Here is a 20,177-nt window from a genome sequence, read left to right on the forward strand (position 1 = left end):
TTAGTTCTCCTGCTTTGGAGTGCCGGCATGCCCGGAGTGGTCCGGCGGCGTACGCTCGTCAGGGTGGCGGTGGTCGTCATGACCGCCGTGGCTGCCGTGCATGAAGAAATGCATCAGCGGGCAGGCCAGCAGCAGGCCCCAGATCAGGATGCTGCCCAGATGCGCGCGGTGTTCTGTCCAGAGGAAGTACGCGCCGATGCCGAGCAGCCCGGCGAGTCCGATGTTGAAAGCGACGCCGCCCGGCCTGGGCAGCCCGCGAGGACGATCGCCAGCGGATTGATGGTGACTGTCGTGATTCATGTGACCCTCCTGCGGCGTGGCTCGCACGCCGGGTTTCGTAAGGGGAGCTGCGGACTCGGGCACACGCTGCAGGGGAAGCGCGGAGAGCAGCGACGGAAGCGTCTCCTGCGGCAACTTCCTTGTGTTGCGGTGCAGCCTAAACCTGCGCGCAGCGCACAGGTCAAGCGTTCGGGTCCCGGCGCTCGAACCCATGTTCCGGCCCTACCGCAAGACGACAGGTTGGCCGATCGCCTCGGCGGTGTCCGTTGCCCCTCCACACGCCCGCACGTCCGAATCCCATCGCTATGCCTCGACGATCACCTTGAGCGCATGGGTGCTCGCTGCCCGACCAAAGGTGTCGTAGGCATCGAGGATCTGATCGAGCTTGAAGCGATGGGTGATGAGCTGCTTGGGATCGATCTTCCGAGACTGCACGGTCTTGAGCAGCATAGGCGTGGTGACGGTATCGACCAGCCGCGTGGTGATGGTGATGTTCCGCGACCACAAGCGTTCCAGGTGCAGATCCACCTTGGCGCCATGCACGCCGACATTGGCGATGGTGCCGCCTGGCGCGACGATGTCCTCGCACGTAACGAAGCTCGCCGGCACCCCCACCGCTTCGATGGCCGTATCGACACCGCGTCCGCCGGTCATCTTCATCACCGTTTCGGCCGCCTCGCCGCCAGCAGCATTGACCGTTGCCGTCGCACCGAAGCGCTTTGCCATCTGCAGACGATTGTCGTCCAGGTCGATCATGATGATCTCGGCCGGCGAATAGAACTGCGCCGTGAGCAGCGCCGCAAGACCGATCGGGCCGCCGCCGACGATGGCGACCGTGCTGCCCGGCTCGACCCTGCCGTTGAGCACGCCGCACTCGAAGCCGGTCGGCAGGATATCGCTCAGCATCACGAGCGCCTCTTCGTCGGCGCCCGCTGGGATCGGATAGAGGCTGGTGTCGGCATGCGGGATCCGCACGTATTCGGCCTGGGTCCCGTCGATTTCGTTGCCGAGGATCCAGCCGCCGGTGGTGCAGTGCGAGTACATCCCGCGTCGGCAATATTCGCATTTGCCGCACGCCGAGATGCAGGAGATGAGAACGCGGTCTCCCGGACGGAACGCGGTGACGCCCGGGCCGGTCTTCTCGACCATGCCGACACCCTCGTGCCCGAGAATGCGGCCAGGGCTGCAGGTCGGGACGTCACCCTTGAGAATATGCAGGTCGGTGCCGCAAATCGTCGTCTTGACGATCTTCACGACGGCGTCGGTCGGCGCTTTGACTTCGGGGATCGGCCGATCCTCCAGCGCCTTCTTGCCCGGCCCTTGATAAACGAGTGCTTTCATCATCGTCCTCCTCTACCTGCATGGAGCCCGCACGGCCTGCTTGTGCCTGGATGCGGTGGCGCTCGACGGCTCGCCGACGCAGGCAGTCCACGACATGCCCGGGGCCTCGGAAATACTTGGAACTTCCGGTCTGCTGCGGCGAAAGGCGAAGGACTCCCACGCGCGCATGGGCGTCCATCCGGGATTCGCTGCTTCTCTGCCAATTTCGGCATCTCCCTTACGTCCTTACGTCAGCCTGCGAGATGCCGGACACGCTGCGCGGACGATGGCTTGCACTCCGGCGAAGCCTTCCTACTGATCTGGCATGGGCACTCCAGAAGCAATGTCCGGGTAGGCTGCGCGCGCAGCAGCAGCTCGCGATGCGCGAGCCGATGGGCGCTCATGCGCCCGCGGATTTCCGCCACCGACGCGGCGCCGTGCCCTTCCAACCACTCGGTGAGTCCACCGACCAGATGCGTCAGATGTCCAGGCCCATGCCGCAGCAGCGCCGAGACGGTCAGCACCGCGTCGGCGCCGGCGAGCAGGTATTTCGCCACCTCGGCGGCTTCCTCCACTCCCCCCGAAGCGCCAAGACTGAGCGGCACCTTTCCGGCCAGCAAGGCCATCCACATCAGTGGGAGCCGAATGTCTTCCCGCGTCGACGACTCCAGCGTGGGGCGAAACGTCGTCGTCTCCAGATCGATGTCAGGCTCGTAGAACCGGTTGAACAGGACGAGGCCTTCAGCCCCCGCTTCGGCGAGTGCATGGGCCAGGTGGACCGGCGCTGTGAAATGCGGCCCGAGCTTCACGGCGACCGGGACGGTCACGCTCGCGCATACTTCGCGCACGGTCTCGAGCAGCTGCTGCTCGATGTGCGTGGACGTCTCGGCGGGGTCGGTCGGAACACGGTGGAGATTGAGCTCGAGCGCCGCGACGCCCGCGGCTTCGAGCTCCGCCGCCATGCGGGTCCAGCCCTCTTGCGTGCTCGCGTTGAGGCTCGCGATCAGCGGCACCGAGACGCTCTCTGCAGCGCGTCGGACCGTCTCGACATGCGCCGCGCGCGGGTTGCGATACCCGCGCAGCGGCGGCAGATAGCTCGTCACCTCCGGATGGCTTTCCGCCCCGACCACAGCGACCGCCTCCAGCGCCTCTTCTTGGGCGACGAGCTCCTCTTCGTAAAGCGTGGCAGTCACGATGGCCGCCGCACCGGCGTCCTCGAGCCGCCGGATGCCGTCGAGCGTGGCCGACAGGGGCGAGGCGCCCGCAATGATGGGGTGGGCGAGAGTGAGACCGAGATAGGTGGTTTCGAGTGTCATTGCGTGGCTTCCCTGGCTTTGGTCGCCGAACCCTCGACAGCTCCTTCTTCCTGCCAGAAGGGATGGAAACGCGTTCCTTCTCGCGCCGCCAGGTCCTCGTAGATCCGGTAGCGCTCATCGACTGCCGCCTGGGCCTGGCGCAGCAGCATCTGCGCCTCTTCGGGCCGGGTTTGCGTGAGCATGCGGTAACGCAGCTCCTGGTAGGTGAAGTCCTCCAGCGGCAGCCGCGGCCGGGTGCTGTCGAGCCGGAACGGGTTCATACCGGCGCGCCGCATCCGTGGATCGTAGCGGAAGAGCGGCCAGTAGCCACTCGCCACCGCCCGGCGCTGCTGCTTCATGCCGTCCCGCAGGTTGAGCTTCAGCCCATGCGCGATGCACTGGCTGTAGGCGAGGACGAGCGACGGTCCCTCGTACGCCTCCGCGTCGCGCAGCGCCTGGATCGTCTGCTCCGGGCTGCCGGCGAGCGCGATCTGCGCGACGTAGACGTATCCCGAGGCGATCGCCTGCAGCGCCAGGTCCTTGCGCGGCGTGCGCTTGCCGGCAGCCGCGAACTTCGCCGCGGCCCCGAGCGGTGTCGCCTTCGACGCCTGGCCGCCGGTGTTGGAATAGACCTCCGTGTCCAGCACCAGGACATTGACATCGCGGTCTTGGGCCAGGACATGGTCCAGGCCACCGGCGCCGATGTCGTACGCCCATCCGTCGCCGCCCACGATCCAGAGGCTCCGGCGCACCAGATACTCCGCGAGCGCGTCGAGATCCTGCGCCGGGCCGTCGGCCGCCCCGGCCAGCGCGCGCCGCAGCGCCTCGACCCGCGCCCGCTGGGCCACGATCTGGCTGTCGGTGCGCTGCGGCGCGTCGAGGATCTCCTCGGCAAGCCGCGGCCCGAGGCGATCGGCGAGCGTGCGGACCAGCGCCCGCGCCATCGCGACCTGCTGGTCGACCGCAAGACGCATGCCGAAGCCGAACTCGGCGTTGTCCTCGAACAGGCTGTTGTTCCAGGCAGGGCCGCGCCCGTCGGGGCCGGGCCGCCACGGCAGCGCCGGCAGGTTGCCGCCATAGATCGACGTGCAGCCGGTGGCGTTGGCGATCTGCAGGCGATCGCCGAACAGTTGCGACAGGAGCTTGAGATACGGGGTCTCGCCACAGCCGGCGCAGGCGCCGGAGAACTCGAACAGCGGCCGCACGAACTGCAGCCCGCGCGCGAGATGCAGATCCACATGCTCGCGGGCGTGTTCCGGTAGGGTCTCGAAGAAGGCGAGGTTGCGCCGTCCCGACTCGATCTGCGGTCGCCGGTCGCTGAGGTTGATGGCCTTGACGCCCGGATCGAGCGGGTCGTGGGCCGGGCAGTGATCGACGCAGAGGCCGCAACCGGTGCAGTCCTCGACCGCGATCTGCAGCGTGAAGCGCTGGTCCGGGTAGCCGCGCGCATTGACCGGTGTCGCGAGAAAACCTTCCGGCGCCCCGTCCAGCAGGACGGCGTCGAAGGACTTGGCGCGGATGACGCTATGCGGGCAGACGATGCCGCATTGGCCGCACTGGATGCAGAGTTCCGGCTTCCAGACCGGCACCTCGAAGGCGATGTTGCGCTTTTCGTACTGCGTCGTGCCGCCGGCGTAGCTGCCGTCCGCCGGAAGGGCGCTGACCGGAATCTCGTCGCCCCGGCCGGCGAATTGCAGGGCCGCGATGCGCCTCATCGGGTCCGGCGCGTCCGGCGGCACGAACACGCGCAGCTCTTCCGTCGAGGTGACGGAATCGGGCAGGACGACCTCGTGCAAGTGGTCGAGCGCAGCGTCCACGGCGGCAAAGTTCTTGTCCAGGATCGCGCGGCCCTTGTCGGCGTAGCTCTGCTCGATCGCCTTGCGGATGCGGAGGACGCCTTCCTCGCGCGGCAGTACGCCGCTGATCGTGAAGAAGCAGGTCTGCAGGATCGTGTTCACCCGCGGCCCCAGCCCCAGGCGCTGCGCCACCCCGCTTGCGTCGATGACGAACAGCCGCAGCCGCTTGTCCAGGATGTGCCGCTGCACCGGCCGGCGCAGATGGTTCCAGACGTCGGCCGGATCGTAAGGCGCGTTGAGGAGGACGGTTGCGCCGTCGCGGGCGTGGCGCAAGACATCCAGCTTGTCGAGGAACTCGAATCGGTGCACGCCGATGAATTCGGCTGAGGCAACAAGATAAGGCGCCGCGATCGGCGTATTGCCGAAGCGCAGATGGCTGATCGTCTCGGCGCCGGATTTGTGGCTGTCATAGACGAAATACCCCTGCGCATAGCGCTCCGGGTCCTCCGCCAGGATCTTCACGCTGTTCTTGTTCGCTCCGACCGTCCCGTCCGAGCCGAGGCCGAAGAAGAGGGCTCGCGTTGTGCCCGGCGGCTCGATCTCGAAGCCAGGCTCTACGGCCAAGCTGGTGCCGCAGACGTCGTCGGTGATGCCGACGGTGAAGCCGGCGCGAGGCTGGTCGTTCCTGAGGTGGTCGAACACGGCCTTGGCCATCGCCGGCGTGAAGTCCTTGGATCCCAGACCGTAGCGGCCGCCGACCACCAGCGGCAGATTCGGGCGCGCGCCGCGCGCGGCGGCATCCGCCAGCGTCTGCGCCACGTCGAGGCAGAGCGGTTCGGCCGGCGCCCCCGGCTCCTTGGTACGGTCGAGCACCGCGACCCGGCGCACGCTTGCCGGCAGCGCGTCGAGAAAGTCCTTTGCCGACCAGGGGCGGTAGAGCAGCACCTGCAGCACACCCACGCGCTCGCCCCGGCCTGCCAGGTGGGCGGCCGTCGCCCGCAGGGTCTCGGCCGCCGAGCCCATTGCCACGACCACGCGCTCGGGCTCTGCGTGGCCGTCATAGCGGAACAGGCGGTAGCGCCGGCCGCTCAGTTCCGCCAGCCGGTCCATGGCGCGCTGCACGATGGCCGGCGTTGCAAGGTAGAACGGGTTCACCGTCTCGCGGGCCTGGAAAAACGTGTCCGGGTTGTGCGCCGTGCCACGCGTCACGGGGCGCTCGGGGCTCAGCGCCCGCTGACGGTGGGCGCGCACCCGCTCGTCGTCGATCATGGCGCGGATCTGCGCGTCCGACAGCATCGCGACCGTGTTGACCTCGTGCGAGGTGCGGAAGCCGTCCATGAAATGGACGAACGGCACGCGCGCTTCGAGCGTCGCCGCCTGCGCCACCAGCGCAAGATCGTGCGCCTCCTGCACCGATCCGGCGCCGAGCAGGGCAAAGCCGGTGCTGCGCACCGCCATGACGTCGGAATGGTCGCCGAAGATCGAAAGAGCCTGGGTCGCGAGCGAACGGGCCGCCACGTGGAAGACACAGGGCGTGAGCTCGCCCGCGATCTTGAACATGTTCGGCATCATCAACAGCAGGCCTTGGGAGGCGGTGAAGGTGGTGGTCAGCGCGCCCGCCTGCAGCGAACCGTGCACCGCGCCCGCGGCGCCGCCTTCCGCCTGCATCTGCTGGACGATCGGCACCGCGCCCCAGAGGTTGGTCCGGCCCTCCGCCGACCATTCGTCGGCGAGCTCGGCCATCGGCGAGGACGGCGTAATGGGATAGATCGCGCAGACGTCGTTGACGCGATAGGCGACGTGCGCGACGGCCGCATTGCCGTCCAGGGTCGTGCGCTCCATGACTCGCGTTCTCCTTGCCGCGTCCGTCACTCCCGGAGCCGGAAACGCTGCGGCGCAATGGGTTCACCCAGCGATCCGAGCGGTGCCGCAGCGGGTATGGCATCGGGCTTCATCTCGATGGCGTGGCAGGGGCACTGCTCGAAGCAGATGCCACAGCCGGTGCACAGCTCGGGCTCGACCCGGTAGCCGCGCCCGCGCCCGAGACGGGCGATCGCCTGCTCGGGACAGGCGGCGAAGCAGTTGTCGCATTCGAAGCAGTTGCCGCACGACAGGCACCGGCCCGCTTCGAACCGCGCCTCCGCCTCGCTGAGGCCCTGCACGACCTCGGCGAAGGATGTCCGTGCCGCCGACGGCAGTTCCGGCTCGCTGCGCCGGGCCGCTTCCAGGAATACCGGCAGGTCGAGCATGTCGAAGGTCACCGGCGGATGCTTGGGCGGCCGCCGATAGGTCGCGCCATGGAGCCACGCATCGATATGTCGGGCCGCGCGCTTGCCGTGGCCGACCGCGACGGTGACCGTGCGCTCGCTCGGCACCATGTCGCCGCCAGCGAAGATGCCGGGATGGCCGGTCATCATGTCCGGGCCGACGACCACCATGCCGTCCGACTTGAACTCGACGCCCGGCACGCGCTTGAGGAAACCGCTGTCGGTCTGCTGGCCGAGCGCCAGCACGACCGCGTCGGCCTCAAGCGTTTCGATCCGCCCGGTCGGATGTGGCCTGCCATCGGCATCGAGTTCCATGACTTCCACCGTCAGCGACGGGCCCGCCACTTCCTTGATGCTCGTCAGCCACTGGATCTTGACGCCCTCCGCGAGCGCCTCGTCGGCCTCGAAGGCGTGGGCCGGCATCTGGGTGCGGTCCCGGTGATAGACGATCAGCGCCTCCTCGGCGCCGAGACGCTTCGCCGTTCGTGCGGCGTCCATCGCCGTATTGCCGCCGCCGTAGATCACGACACGCCGTCCGAGGCGCGGACGCTCGCCGGTGCTGACCCCGCGCAGAAAGTCCACCGCGTCCAGCATGCGCGCGGCGTCCCGCGCCGGGATGTCGACATGTTTCGCGACATGGGCCCCGATCGCGACGAATGCGGCGTCGAAGCCGCCGGCTGCTTTCTCCACCAGCAGATCCTCGACCCTGTGGTTGAGGATGATGCGGACGCCCATTTGCTCGATCCGGCGGATCTCCTTCAAGAGGTCTGCGCGCGGCAAACGGTACGCCGGGATGCCGAAATGCATCATGCCGCCGGGGAGCGGTCCCGCCTCGTGGATTTCCACGGCATGGCCGAGGCGCGTGAGGTGATAGGCGGCCGACAGCCCGCTCGGGCCCGCGCCGACGACAAGCACCCGCTTGCCGCTCGGTTTCGCATCAACCGGGAGCGTCCAGCCCTCCGTTGCCGCCAAGTCGCCGAGGAAGCGCTCGACCGCATGGATGCTCACCGCCGCGTCGAGTTCGGTACGGTTACAGCTCGTCTCGCACGGGTGGTAACAGACCCGTCCATGCACGGCCGGCAACGGGTTGTCGCGCACCAGCGCTTCCCAGGCCGCCCGGTACTTGCCCGCCTGTGCGAGATCGAGCCAGGCCTGGATGTTCTCGCCCGCGGGGCACGCCGCGTTGCAGGGCGGCAGATGATCGATCCAATGCGGGAGTTGTCGCCGCATGGCGCCCGTTCCGGCGGCGACGGCGTGGTTGCGGGTGGCATCCGCTGGCTTCAGCATCGGCGGATCCTCCGGTCTTTGCCTCGGGTCATCGGCTGCTCTCCACCGGTTGGCTTGCGGCGGCCGTAGCCACGCGGCTCGCGCGCCGGGTTTCCAAGCTGCATTGAATGACGACTCCACATCCCTGCAGCGCACGGAGCCGGTGAGCATGCCGGCAGGATGAAGCGGGAGCAGGCCCGCGTGCATTGACCCGCGTCAATTGTTCCCGTTTTACCGGCACCTCGCCTCCAGCATGAGAGCCTCATCGCGGCTGGGAGCGCGCCTTGGGGTGCCGTCGCGCACGGCCAGGCTGCATGTTCGCGGAGTGGTCGCTCGGCCAACTGCCGGCGACCGCAGTGATCAGGTGGCAGATATCGTTGCCGGTTGGCACTGCGTCGGGCAGGTCGTTCCACAGCGCGACGGCGTGTTGCATGCGCTCCAGCATGACCTGCAGATCGTCGAGCTCCCGGCGGGTCTCGTCGAGGCGCGACTGGATCGTCGAGCGCACGATGGGGCACGGGCTTTCTCTTTTGTGCCCGAGACGGACGATTTCGCCGATCTCGGCGAGCGTGAAGCCGAGGCGCTGGGCGATGCGGATGAAGCGCAGGCGCTCGGCATCGTCCTCGTCGAACAACTGGTAGCCGGCGCTGGTGCGGCGCGAAGCACGCAGCAGGCCCCGTCGCAGGTACAGCCGGACGACGTGTACCGACAGACCGGCGCGTTCGGCGAGCGAGGAGACGGTCAACAGGGTCTTCGGTGTGCGGCGCTCGCTGGACACGTCTCGTTCCTTCTGTTGCGGTGCAGCCTAAACCTGTGCGCAGGGCAAAGGTCAAGCGTTCGGGTCCGGGTGCTTGAACCTATGTTCTGGACCTACCTTAGACTGACCTTAGGTTCGGATGGGCGCCGCGCATTGATTCGTGTCAGCCATGTGGTCTTTGCGCGCGGGCGACGGGCGTAGCCGATTGACCGAGGTCAGTGACAGGACCGTCGCCTTGGGGCACCTTTGGTCGAACTCGTCCGGCAAAGGCCGCAATCGATGCACCCGAAACACCGCATCAATCTGCTTTACCTGGTGGCAGCGGTCTTCGGCATTCTGCTGATGCAGAGCATGCTCGCCGGCGTCGGCCACGTGCGTAGCGTGCCGTACAGCGAATTCGAGCAGATGCTCAAGGACGGCGAGATCGAGGAAGTGGCGATCACCAATGGCAGCCTGCGCGGCACGCTGGCGGGCTCGACCGCGGACCAGCCGCAGCACGTCGTCGCCGCGAATGTCGACCCGGCCCAGGCCGAGCGCCTCGAACGCTATGGCGTGCGCTTCTTCGCCGTGAAGGAAAACACCTGGCTGCGCGACATCCTGTCCTGGGTTGTGCCGATGCTGCTGTTCTTCGGCCTGTGGATGTTCGTGTTCCGGCGCCTGGCCGAGAAGCAGGGCATGGGCGGCGGCATGATGGCGATCGGCAAGAGCAAGGCCAAGGTCTACGTCGAGAATGACACCAAGGTGAGCTTCGCCGACGTCGCCGGTGTCGACGAAGCCAAGGCCGAGCTGCAGGAGATCGTGACCTTCCTGAAGAATCCGGCGCCGTACGGACGCCTGGGTGCGCGCCTGCCCAAGGGCATCCTGCTCGTCGGTCCGCCCGGCACCGGCAAGACGCTGCTGGCGCGCGCAGTGGCCGGCTAAGCCGGCGTACCGTTCTTCTTGATCAGCGGCGCCGAGTTCGTCGAGATGTTCGTCGGCATCAGCCCCATCACTACGATCCGCTCCATCAGCAATTTGGGTCCTGCGAAGGTCGTTCTGGCATTCTTGTGGCTGCGTCGCGGCGCCCTGCTTCGCCGGTAGTTGATCCCGATCAAATGCGATCGGTTCCTGCCTAGACCTGTGCCCGGGACACAGGTTCTAAATTGCGCAACACGACCTTGAAGACCGTCCGTCCGCCAATGCTTTTGCGCAGTGCCGGGCTTGCGCCGGACAGTTTCGGGCTGCCTGCGGTTTTCTTGAAAAGAAGGTCTGGGTAAGGTGACGCATCCGGTCGGGTCGGCGCAAGCCGCACCCGTGGTCACGTGGCTGGGCAAGGCGGGTGCCGGTACCGCTTTGGTACGTTGGTAAATCGACGGGGCCTCGGCCCCGCAGGAGTGATTGCAATGAGCGCACGACGTTTGGTATGGACCCTGACGGCCGCCCTGGCATTCTCGGGCAGCGCCTTGGCGCAGGGCATGATGGGGATGGGCATGCACGGGATGATGATGGGCGAGGGCGACCAGAAGGTGAGCAAGGAGGAGTTCCTCAAGCACGCCGAGGCGCGCTTCGCCCGCATGGACGCCAACAAGGACGGCGTGATCGACGCCACCGACCGCGCCGCCATGCGCAAGCGCATGCAGGACTGCATGGGCATGATGGACGGCGGCATGGGCGGGATGGATGGCGGTATGAAGGGCGGGGCCGCCGGCGGGGCCGGCCAGGACCACGAGGCGCATCACCCCAAACCGTGACCGGGCGGGGCCGCGCCGTCTGGTGCGGCCCTTTGCCGGCGCCGGCGACGAGGCGGGGGCTGCCACGAACAGGCTCCGCGTCTGGGCATTCGTTGGTGCCGCGGCGGTGGTCCATGGGGAGTGCGCTGGCGGTCTGGCTATCGCCGGCGGGTAAGGTGGTGTTCCTGAACGCCTGCGTGCACGGCCTGAATCTCGCGCCGTTGCTGCCCGAAAGTGGCAAACCGCTCACTTGGACCGGCTTCTTCTACGGTCTGGGCGGCACGACGGCGACGGCTTCTGTTGGCGCAGCACTGCTCGCGTTTTTCTACAACCGGCTGGCGGCCTGCGGCCGGGCGGGCGGGACATAACGACCTCACGACACGGAGACCGACATGGCGAAAGACCCGGTATGCGGCATGCAGGTGGCGGAGGACCGGGCGGCCGGCCGTGCCGAGCACGACGGCCGCACCTATTACTTCTGCTCGACCGGGTGTCTGGAAAAATTCCGCGCTGACCCGGTGGCCTACGCGACCGCAGACGCTGCACGCGTCGCGCCGGCCGATGCCCACCACGGCCAGGCCCACGCGGGCCACGCCCACCCGGGTCGCCCTGCCGCTGCGCCGGCGTCACCGGGGGCGATCTGGACCTGCCCCATGCACCCCGAGGTGCGCCAGGATCACCCCGGCGACTGCCCCATCTGCGGCATGGCGCTGGAGCCGGTAACGGTCGGCGCCGAGCCGGAGGACAACCCCGAACTGCGCGACATGGCCCGGCGCTTCTGGGTCGCCGCGGTGCTCACCGTCCCACGGTGCTGCTGGCCATGGGCGGGCTCATCCCCGGGGTGGCGCTGGAAACCCTGATTCCGCACTCGGTGGGCATGTGGGCGGAGTTGGGGCTGGCCACTCCGGTGGTGCTGTGGAGCGGCTGGCCGTTCTTCGTGCGCGCGTACCGCTCGGTGCGCACCTGGAAGCTCAACATGTTCACGCTGATCGGCCTGGGCGTCGGCGTGGCCTATGCCTACAGCCTCGTCGCCACCCTGGCGCCGGGCATCTTTCCGGACTCGTTCCGCGATCAGAGTGGACGGGTCGCGGTGTACTTCGAGGCGGCGGCGGTCATCGTCGCCCTGGTGCTGCTCGGCCAGGTCATGGAGCTGCGCGCGCGCAGCTCGACCAACGCCGCCATCCGCTCGCTGCTGAGTCTGGCGCCCAAGACCGCGCGGCGCATCGCGCCCGACGGCAGCGAATCCGACGTGCCGCTCGAAGCCGTGCAGGTCGGCGACCGCCTGCGGGTGCGGCCGGGCGAGAAGGTGCCGGTGGACGGCGTGGTGCTGGAAGGTCACAGCGCCGTCGACGAATCCATGATCTCCGGCGAGCCGATCCCGGTCGAGAAGGCGGCGGGTGACGGCGTGATCGGAGCCACCGTCAACGGTACCGGATCGCTGGTGATCGAGGCCCGCCGGGTGGGCAGCGACACCCTGCTCGCGCAGATCGTGCAGATGGTGGCCGAGGCCAGCCGCTCGCGCGCCCCGATCCAGAACCTGGTGGACGTGGTGGCCGCCTACTTCGTCCAGGTCGTGGTCGGGATTGCCATCCTCACCTTCATCGTCTGGAGCCTCTGGGGCCCACCGCCGGCCATGGCCTACGCGCTCATCAACGCGGTGGCCGTGCTGATCATCGCCTGCCCCTGCGCGCTGGGGCTGGCGACACCCATGTCGATCATGGTGGCGAGCGGCAAGGGCGCCTCCATGGGCGTCCTGTTCAAGAACGCCGAGGCCATCCAGACCCTGCGTGAGGTCGACACCCTGGTGATCGACAAGACCGGCACCCTCACCGAGGGTCGGCCGCAGCTGCAGGACGTGGTGGTCGCCGAAGGCGTCGACGAAAGCGGGGTCCTGCGTCTGGCGGCGACCCTGGAGCGCGGCAGCGAGCACCCGCTGGCCGCCGCCATCGTTGCCGGTGCGCAGGCGCGCGGTGTGGAACCGGGCAGCTACGAGGATTTCGAGTCCGTCACCGGCCAAGGCGTGCGCGGGCGCATCGGCGGCCGGGACGTGGCGCTCGGCAATCGGGCGCTGATGGACGCGCTCGGCGTGGACATCAGCGCGCTCGCGCAGCGCGCCGAGGCGCTGCGCACCGAGGGCAAGACCGCCATGTTCGTGGCGGTGGACGGTCGGCCCGCCGGGCTGGTGGCGGTGGCCGACCCGGTCAAGGAGACCACCCCTGATGCCATCCGCGCCCTGCACGCCGAAGGCATCCGCATCGTCATGCTCACCGGCGACAGCGCCACCACCGCCCGCGCGGTGGCGCAGCGCCTGGGCATCGACGAGGTGCTGGCCGAGGTGCAGCCGGGGGAGAAGGCGCAGAAGATCAAGGAACTGCAAGCCCAGGGCCGCTTCGTGGCCATGGCCGGCGACGGCATCAACGACGCCCCGGCGCTGGCCCAGGCGCAGGTCGGCATCGCCATGGGCACCGGCACCGACGTGGCCATGGAGAGCGCCGGCGTGACGCTGGTCAAGGGCGACCTGCGGGGCATCGTCCGCGCACGCCACGTGTCGCGCGCCACCATGCGCAACATTCGCCAGAACCTTTTCTTTGCTTTCGTCTACAACGCCCTCGGCGTGCCGATCGCCGCCGGTGTTCTGTACCCGGTGTTCGGTCTCCTGCTGTCGCCGATCATCGCAGCGGCGGCTATGTCTCTCAGTTCGGTCTCGGTGGTCGGCAATGCGCTGCGGCTGAACCGGGCGCACGTATGAGTCCGGCGAGTAGATGCAGCCATGGCGCTGACGGACCACCCGTCCAGCGTGCTCCGGTGATCGCAGCGTCGAAGCTTCCACTACCTCTCATTGCCGCGTTGGTGGCTAGCTCGCGCCCGTCGGTGATCGTCAACCCGGTGCTGCTGCGGCGTTTGCGAATGCCGGCGAGCAGCCCGATGTCCGGGTGACGGCCGTGGCGGCGGCACCGCAAGGGGAGGCACCTGCCGCGCGCCGCGCCGATCGAGCCGCGGCGCATATCGTGCAGTGCCTGCTGCACGGGCATCCGGGCGGTCTTGCGGTGCGCCTGTGGAACGGCCGGGTGCTGGGGGCGGCGGATGCCGCCTGCTCGCTGGTGTTGCACGACGCGGCGGTGCTGCGCGATCTGGTTCTGCGGCGCGACCCGCTGCGTCTCGCGGAGGCCTTCTTTCGCGGGCAGGTGGATATCGAGGGCGATCTGTACGCCGCCCTCGGTCTGCGCTCGCAGCTCGGGGGTCTGCGCCTGAGGTGGCGCGAACGGTTCGGGCTCGCGTGGCAGGCACTGGCCCTGCGCGGCCCGGCCCGCGCCGGCGCAGAACTGCGCGTGGCGCGCGGCCGGCGGCGCGACGCCCGTCGCGCCATCGGCTTTCACTACGACGTCTCGAACGACTTCTACCGGCTGTGGCTGGACCGGGAGATGGTCTACTCCTGCGCCTATTTCGAGGACGCGGCGCACGACCTCGACCGGGCGCAGCAGGCCAAGCTCGAACACCTGTGCCGCAAGCTGCGCCTGGCACCGGGACAGCGCCTGCTCGACATCGGTTGCGGTTGGGGCGCCCTGATCGTTCACGCCGCCCGGCACCACGGCGTGAGCGCCCACGGCATCACCTTGAGCCGCAACCAGTACGAGCACGTGCAGGCGCGGATCGCGCAGGGGGGGCTCGCCGGCCGCGTCACGGTGGCGCTCAAGGACTACGCCGAACTCGACGGCACCGCGGTTTACGACCGCATCGTCAGCGTCGGCATGTTCGAGCACGTGGGCCTAGAGCGCCTGCCGCGCTACTTCGACGCCGCGCGCCGGCTGCTTGCGCCCGGCGGGGTGTTCCTGAACCACGGCATCACCCAGAACGGCGAAGGCTGGGGCCGCACCGTCGGCACCTCCTTCATCAACCGCTACGTGTTCCCGGGCGGGGAGCTCGACAGCGTGAGCAATGTCCAGCGGGTGATGGAGCGCCGCGGCTTCGAGATCCTGGACGTCGAGGCGCTGCGCCCGCATTACGCGCTCACGCTGCGCGCGTGGGTGAGCCGCCTGCAGGCCGCCGAGGCCGAGGCGCTGCGCCTCGTATCGCCGGCGGTGTACCGGGTGTGGTGCCTGTACATGGCGGCGTGCGCGCGCGCCTTCGAGGCCGGCGACGTCGGCGTGTACCAGATCCTCGCCGCGCCGCGCGGCGACGGGCGCTGGCCGGTGCCGATGACGCGCCGGGATCTGTATGTCTGAGTTGAGCCAGAGCATGGTCGAACCGTACCGGTACGTGTGGCTGGTCTGGGCGAGCGCCTTCCTCACCGTATGGGCGCTGCTGTACGCGCTCTTCCCGCGCCAGCGCCGGGCGATGCGCTGGGCGAGCCTGTACACAACCCCGTTCGGCCTCGCCGAGCCGCTGTTCGTGCCGGCTTACTGGAACCCGCCCAGCTTGTTCGATCTGGCGCAGCGCACCGGCTTCGACCTCGAGAGCCTGATCTTCTGCTTCGCGATCGGCGGCGTCGGCTCGGTGCTCTACAACATCGTCACCGGAGCACGCCTGGAAGCCGTGTCCGCGGCGCAGCGTCACCACCACCGCCACCGCTGGCACCGCGCCGCGCTGCTGACGCCCTTTGTGGTGCTCCCGGTGCTGCTCCCGTTGCGGTGGAACCCGATCTACCCCGCCATGCTCGCGCTTGGCGCCGGTGCGCTCGCCACGGTGACTTGCCGGCCGGACCTCACGCTCAAAACGCTCGCCGGTGCGGTGCTTTTCTTCGGCTACTACTTCGTGTTCATGCTCGCGCTCGATGCCTTCGCCCCCGGCTACATCGGGCAGGTGTGGAACCTGCCCGCCCTTTCGGGCCTGCGCGTGCTCGAAGTCCCGGTCGAGGAGCTGGGCTTCGGTCTTGCGTTTGGCGCCTACTGGGCGGGGGTGTACGAGCACATCCGCTGGCAGCGCGTGGCCGCCCCGCCGGCGCGCGACGACGGCCGGCCCGGAGGACCCGCATGTACGGCGCGTACCGCGCAGTCGTGATCCTGCTCGCGGCGGCCGGGTATCTGGGCTGGTACGCCGCGGTGCGGGCGCGGCTGCTGCGGCCCCGCCACACGCCCGCGGAGCGGCTCGGCCGCACGCTGGAGCGGCTCGGGACGACCTTCGTCAAGCTCGGCCAGGGCCTCGGCCTGCACCGTCACCTGCTGCCGGACGCCTACGTGCGCGCGCTCGAGGGCTTGCAGGACCGCGTGGCACCGTTCCCGGGCGCGCTGGCCCGGCGCGAGGTGGAACGCGCTTTCGGCCGCCCGGTCGCAGCGCTGTTCGCCACCTTCGACGAGGCGCCACTCGCCGCCGCCTCGATCGCCCAGGTGCACGTGGCGCGCATGACCGACGGGCGCGAGGTGATCGTGAAGGTGCGCCGGCCCGGCATCCGCGGCCGCATCGTCACCGACCTGCGCCTGCTGCGGGCGCTGCTGCGGGTGGTCCTGCCGTTCTGGCCGGCGCTGCGCCGCCTGGCGCCGCTCGCGCTGGTGGACGAGATCCGCGCCAACCTGCTGCGCGAAATAGACCTGCGCGCGGAGGCGCGCGCGGTGCAGCGCTTCGCCGCGGCCTTCGCCGGCTCGCCGGCGATCTACGTGCCGCCCATCGTGGACGAGCTCTACGCCGAGACGGTGCTGGTGCAGGTGCACAGCGGCGGGCTGCGGGTGGACGACCCGGCGGTGGCGGACGGCCGGCGCCTCGCCGCCGCCCTGGTGGACGCCTATCTCGAGCAGGTCTTCGTGCTCGGCGTCTACCACGCCGACCCGCACCCCGGAAACCTCTTCATCCGCCCGGACGGGCGCATCTGCCTGCACGACTTCGGCATCGTCGGCCGGCTCGACCGGCTCACCCGCCAGCACCTCGCCGCCTTTCTGCTGGCCTTCGTGGACCTCGACAGCGACTGGCTGCTCGATGCCTCGCTGGCGCTCGGGCTGGTGGCCGAAGACCTGGACCGGCGCCAGGCGCTGCGCGATCTCGACGCGCTGCTGGACGGCTACGCGAGCCGTCCGCTCGCCGAGTGGTCGGTGGCGGAGACGCTCATGGAGGTGATGCGTCTGGGCGGCAGCGCGCACCTGCGCGTGCCCCAGCACCTGCTGGTGCTGATGCGCGCGATGTTCGAGCTCGAATCCACCGTTCGCCATCTCGACCCCGCCTTCGAGCTGCTGGCCGGACTGCGCGCGCGGGCCGAAGAGGTGCTGCGCCGCGCCGGGCGCGCGCCCGGCCGGCACGATGCCCTGGCGCGGCTGCGCTTCGAGGCCGGCGTGACCGCGGGGGAGCTGCCGGCGCTCGCCGGCCGGATGCTGCGCCGGCTCGCCGGCCCCGGGCCGGGCCTGCGCCTGGAGCATGCCGGGCTCGAGGAGCTCGAGGCGCACCTGGACCGCGCCGGCAATCGCCTGGCGGTCGCGCTGCTGGCGCTGGGGCTCTACGTGGCGGGATCGCTGCTCATGCTCGCCAGCGTCGGGCCGCACTACCGCGGCACGCCGCTGTTCGCGCTCGCGGCCTATGGGCTCGCGCTGTGGTTCACGCTGCGCCTGGCCTGGGGGATCGCCCGCTCGGGGCGGCTGTAAGGAGGGTTGGACATGCACATGAGTTCGGTCGTGTTTGGGGCATTCCTGTTGCTGGCGGGCGCCGGCGTATCGGCAGGGCCGGCGGTGCCGGCCGGCCAGCCGCAGACGGTGGACGGCATGAGGGTCTACGTCGGCGTGCTGCCGGCGGCGATGGTCGAGGGCCACCCGCCGGGGCACCCGGAGGCGGCCATGCACGGCGGCCCGCCGCGCGGCAGGCACAGGTTCCACGTGCTCGTTGCGCTGTTCGACGCCGGCAGCGGCGAGCGAATTGCCGGCGCCGAGATCGAGGCTGGCGTGGCCGAGGTCGGACTCGCCGGCACGCAACGCCGCCTCGAGCCGATGGTGATCGCCGGCACCGAGACCTACGGCGGCTATTTCAAGCTCGACGGCGACAACCCGTTTCGCATCACGCTCGACATCCGCCGTCCCGGCGCGCAGCGGGCGAGCCGTGCCGAGTTCGAGTACCGCCACCCCTGGGTGGCGCGTTGAGAGGCTGCGATAGCAGGGCGTTGAAAAACGCCCTGTTAAGCGCCGCAGGGATGCGCCGCATCGAAAATCAAACGCGCAAGTGTTTGATTTTTGGAGCGAGCTGCGGACATGTGCCGCAGCGATGGTTCGGTTTCCGATCAGCGCCGACGCGGCCGGCGGGCACATCCGCTATCTCGCCCCGCATCTTTATGTCCCCTGGGTGATGGCGGCGTACCTCGCGGCGACCACCGCGAGCCTGTGCCTTTCCAGCCACCGGGCCGTGGTGGGCTTCGGCGTGCTCGCGTTCACCGCCGCGCTCGCCGCCTATGCGGCCTACGCGGTGTGGTTCATCTCCGTGTGGTGCTTCTTCGCCGCGCTGCTGAGCGCCGTGGTCTGGCTGCATTTTGGACGACGCAGACCCGCGGCGCCGGGGGCCACCCCGGCGGGCGGAACCTGAGCCGCCGGCCCGGTGTCCGACCTGCGCCTCGAAGTCCGCCCCGCGCCGCGCCCGCTGCTCGCGCAGCGCGGCTTCGAGTCGTCTGCGTGATCTACGGGCTAGTGACGCCGCAGGAGCCTGGGCATGCAGCAGTTCCTCGAAATCTCGAAATGGCGCTGCCGGCCTTCAAGTGGCTCACTTGGTGGGGATTCCTGCTGGGCCTCGTCGAGCGCTTCCTTCCTGTACGGCGCGTATGCCGGCCTAGTATTCTGCCCGATCTACAACGTCCTTCACCGGCGGTGGCGCGAGAATATCTGACCCATGCACGAGCTGCTCGTTCAATGGATAGGTTACGTCGTGCCCGGGATCGAGGTTCTCGGGATTGTCATGGTGTTGTGGTCCATCCTGGAGGCACTCGCACGTTTGGCGCAGCGCGGCTGGTCCCTGTTGACCCAACCCGCGACGCGCAACGACCTGACCGTCATCCGCCTCGCCATGGGCGAGAAGATGGTCTTGGGCCTCGAATTCTTCCTGGCTGGCGACATCGTCCAAACCATTGTCGTGCCGACCTGGGAGTCGCTGGCGATCCTGGGCGGCATCGTCGTGATCCGCACGGTGCTCGTCTTTTTCCTGAATATGGAGTTGAGGCAGGGAACGAAGCACGCCGGCGCATGATCCGAGCAGCAGCATATTCGCGGAAAGACGCGCCTCAGCTCGTGTGGTGCTTCTTCGCCGCGCTGCTGAGCGCCGTGGTCTGGCTGCATTTCGGGCGGCGCAAACCCGCGGCGCCGAGGGCCATCCCGGCGGGCGGAACCTGAGCCACCGGCCCGATGCCCGACCTGCGCGTCGAAGTCCGCCCAGCGCCGCGCCCGCCCCTTGCCGAGCGCGACTTCGAGCTGTGCGAGCACAAGGGCGTCGGCCACCCGGACAGCATCGCCGATGGCGCCTGCGAGGCCGCCGCCGTGGCGCTCGCCGGCGCTCACCTTGCGCACGTCCGCCGCGTGGGCCACTTCAACGTGGACAAGGGCCTGCTGATTGCGGGCCGCAGCCGGGTGCGCTTTGGCGGCGGGGGAGATCATCGAGCCGATGCGGCTCATCGTCTGCGGGCGGGCGACGAGCCGGGGCGCGATGCCGGTGCCATCGTCGCGAATGCAGCGCACGACTATCTCGCGCGCAGTCTGCGCGCCGGGGTGGCGCACTTCCTGATCGAGCCGCGCGTGCGCGAAGGCAGCGCGAGCCTTGCACAGGTGTGCAAGAACGGCCCTGAGCGTGCCAATGACACCTCGTTCGGCGTCGGCTATGCGCCGCTCTCGCCGCTCGAGACGCGCGTGCTGGCGCTCGCCGGCACGCTGCGCTCGGCGGCGTTCCGGCAGGCGTTTCCCGCCGTCGGGGATGATTTCAAGATCATGGGGGTGCGCCGGGGCGAGCGGTTCGACTTTACCGTCGCGCTCGCGCTGAGCGCTCGTCACATTGAAAGCGCCAGCGCGTACTTCGCCAGCAAGGCCATCATGGAGGCGCACCTGCTCGGCACGCTCGGGGCGGATTGCACGCTGCGCCTCAATGCGCTCGACGACCCGGCGGCCCGCGATGAGACCGGGCTGCACCTCACCGTGACGGGCCTGAGCGCCGAGATGGGCGACGACGGCCAGGTCGGCCGCGGCAACCGCGTGAACGGCCTCATCACGCCGGGCCGGCCGATGTCGCTCGAAGCGGCGGCAGGCAAGAACCCGATGCGGCACGTCGGCAAGATCTACAACGTGCTTGCCGGTGAAACCGCGCGCGCAATATGTGCGGCACTGCCCGAACTGCGCGAGGTGCAGGTGTACCTGCTCGGCACCATCGGCGCGCCGCTCGTCGAGCCCGCGCTGGCGGTGGTCGAGGTGGCCGCGCATGGCCGCCTGACGGCCGCACTGGCGCGGCGGACCAGGGCTGCCGCCGAGGCACGAATCGCCGCCGCCGAGAGCCTGACGCAGCGGCTGGCGCGCGGCGGGATCGCGGTCTTCTAGCGCTACTGTGCGGTC

15 protein-coding genes and 2 pseudogenes are annotated in these 20,177 nt (G+C 69.2%); 11 read left to right on the plus strand and 6 right to left on the minus strand.

Annotated elements, in window-relative coordinates:
* The 6 genes from PG2T_RS06880 to PG2T_RS06905 all read right to left on the minus strand — a co-directional run bounded on the left by PG2T_RS06880 (window position 1) and on the right by PG2T_RS06905 (window position 9,001).
* On the minus strand, window positions 1-300 hold the full coding sequence (locus PG2T_RS06880) for a DUF2933 domain-containing protein (RefSeq protein ID WP_068803716.1): 300 nt from the start codon (window positions 298-300) through the stop codon (window positions 1-3).
* Between the two features lie 282 nt (window positions 301-582).
* A complete protein-coding gene (locus PG2T_RS06885) occupies window positions 583-1,620 on the minus strand; it encodes a zinc-dependent alcohol dehydrogenase family protein (RefSeq protein WP_068803718.1) in 1,038 nt (345 codons plus the stop codon).
* 230 nt (window positions 1,621-1,850) lie between these two features.
* The gene (locus PG2T_RS06890) at window positions 1,851-2,915 is read right to left on the minus strand and encodes a dihydroorotate dehydrogenase-like protein (RefSeq protein ID WP_068803720.1); all 1,065 of its coding nucleotides are present in this window, start codon (window positions 2,913-2,915) and stop codon (window positions 1,851-1,853) included.
* A complete protein-coding gene (nifJ, locus tag PG2T_RS06895) occupies window positions 2,912-6,532 on the minus strand; it encodes a pyruvate:ferredoxin (flavodoxin) oxidoreductase (RefSeq protein WP_068803723.1) in 3,621 nt (1,206 codons plus the stop codon). Before nifJ ends, PG2T_RS06890 begins: the two co-directional genes overlap by 4 nt.
* A gap of 26 nt (window positions 6,533-6,558) precedes the next feature.
* Window positions 6,559-8,244 (minus strand): NAD(P)-binding protein, encoded by a 1,686-nt coding sequence (locus tag PG2T_RS06900; protein WP_052160105.1) that lies wholly within the window; start codon window positions 8,242-8,244, stop codon window positions 6,559-6,561.
* Window positions 8,245-8,485: 241 nt separating this feature from the next.
* Window positions 8,486-9,001 carry a MerR family transcriptional regulator gene (locus PG2T_RS06905; RefSeq protein WP_052160107.1) on the minus strand — a complete coding sequence of 172 codons (516 nt, stop codon included), beginning with the start codon at window positions 8,999-9,001 and terminating at the stop codon, window positions 8,486-8,488.
* 258 nt (window positions 9,002-9,259) lie between these two features.
* On the opposite strand from PG2T_RS06905, the pseudogene PG2T_RS06910 reads away from it, so the two are divergent.
* The 11 genes and pseudogenes from PG2T_RS06910 to PG2T_RS06960 form a co-directional block, all read left to right on the plus strand.
* A pseudogene (locus PG2T_RS06910) lies at window positions 9,260-9,961 on the plus strand (ATP-dependent metallopeptidase FtsH/Yme1/Tma family protein); the annotation flags it as partial.
* Window positions 9,962-10,362: 401 nt separating this feature from the next.
* Window positions 10,363-10,710 carry a hypothetical protein gene (locus tag PG2T_RS06915; protein ID WP_068803724.1) on the plus strand — a complete coding sequence of 116 codons (348 nt, stop codon included), beginning with the start codon at window positions 10,363-10,365 and terminating at the stop codon, window positions 10,708-10,710.
* Between the two features lie 113 nt (window positions 10,711-10,823).
* The gene (locus PG2T_RS06920; RefSeq protein WP_068803726.1) at window positions 10,824-11,057 is read left to right on the plus strand and encodes a DUF5676 family membrane protein; all 234 of its coding nucleotides are present in this window, start codon (window positions 10,824-10,826) and stop codon (window positions 11,055-11,057) included.
* A gap of 24 nt (window positions 11,058-11,081) precedes the next feature.
* Window positions 11,082-13,438, plus strand: a pseudogene (locus tag PG2T_RS06925) (heavy metal translocating P-type ATPase).
* A 259-nt stretch (window positions 13,439-13,697) separates the two neighbouring features.
* Window positions 13,698-14,912, plus strand: coding sequence for an SAM-dependent methyltransferase (locus PG2T_RS06930; protein WP_083215019.1), 1,215 nt, complete (start codon window positions 13,698-13,700; stop codon window positions 14,910-14,912).
* Window positions 14,913-14,925: 13 nt separating this feature from the next.
* Window positions 14,926-15,687: a lycopene cyclase domain-containing protein gene (locus tag PG2T_RS06935; protein WP_068803729.1), complete on the plus strand. Its 762-nt coding sequence runs from the start codon at window positions 14,926-14,928 to the stop codon at window positions 15,685-15,687.
* The gene (locus PG2T_RS06940) at window positions 15,660-17,252 is read left to right on the plus strand and encodes an ABC1 kinase family protein (RefSeq protein ID WP_068803731.1); all 1,593 of its coding nucleotides are present in this window, start codon (window positions 15,660-15,662) and stop codon (window positions 17,250-17,252) included. Before PG2T_RS06935 ends, PG2T_RS06940 begins: the two co-directional genes overlap by 28 nt.
* 18 nt (window positions 17,253-17,270) lie before the next feature.
* Window positions 17,271-17,741: a hypothetical protein gene (locus PG2T_RS06945; RefSeq protein ID WP_075968213.1), complete on the plus strand. Its 471-nt coding sequence runs from the start codon at window positions 17,271-17,273 to the stop codon at window positions 17,739-17,741.
* A 121-nt stretch (window positions 17,742-17,862) separates the two neighbouring features.
* The gene (locus PG2T_RS16045) at window positions 17,863-18,177 is read left to right on the plus strand and encodes a DUF6629 family protein (RefSeq protein WP_043105769.1); all 315 of its coding nucleotides are present in this window, start codon (window positions 17,863-17,865) and stop codon (window positions 18,175-18,177) included.
* A 300-nt stretch (window positions 18,178-18,477) separates the two neighbouring features.
* The gene (locus PG2T_RS06955; protein WP_052160114.1) at window positions 18,478-18,831 is read left to right on the plus strand and encodes a DUF1622 domain-containing protein; all 354 of its coding nucleotides are present in this window, start codon (window positions 18,478-18,480) and stop codon (window positions 18,829-18,831) included.
* 155 nt (window positions 18,832-18,986) lie between these two features.
* Window positions 18,987-20,162, plus strand: coding sequence for a methionine adenosyltransferase (locus PG2T_RS06960; protein WP_075968151.1), 1,176 nt, complete (start codon window positions 18,987-18,989; stop codon window positions 20,160-20,162).
* Window positions 20,163-20,177: the final 15 nt, after the last annotated feature.

Origin of the sequence: Immundisolibacter cernigliae (genome assembly GCF_001697225.1) — a bacterium.
GTDB classification, from domain to species: Bacteria; Pseudomonadota; Gammaproteobacteria; order Immundisolibacterales; family Immundisolibacteraceae; genus Immundisolibacter; species Immundisolibacter cernigliae.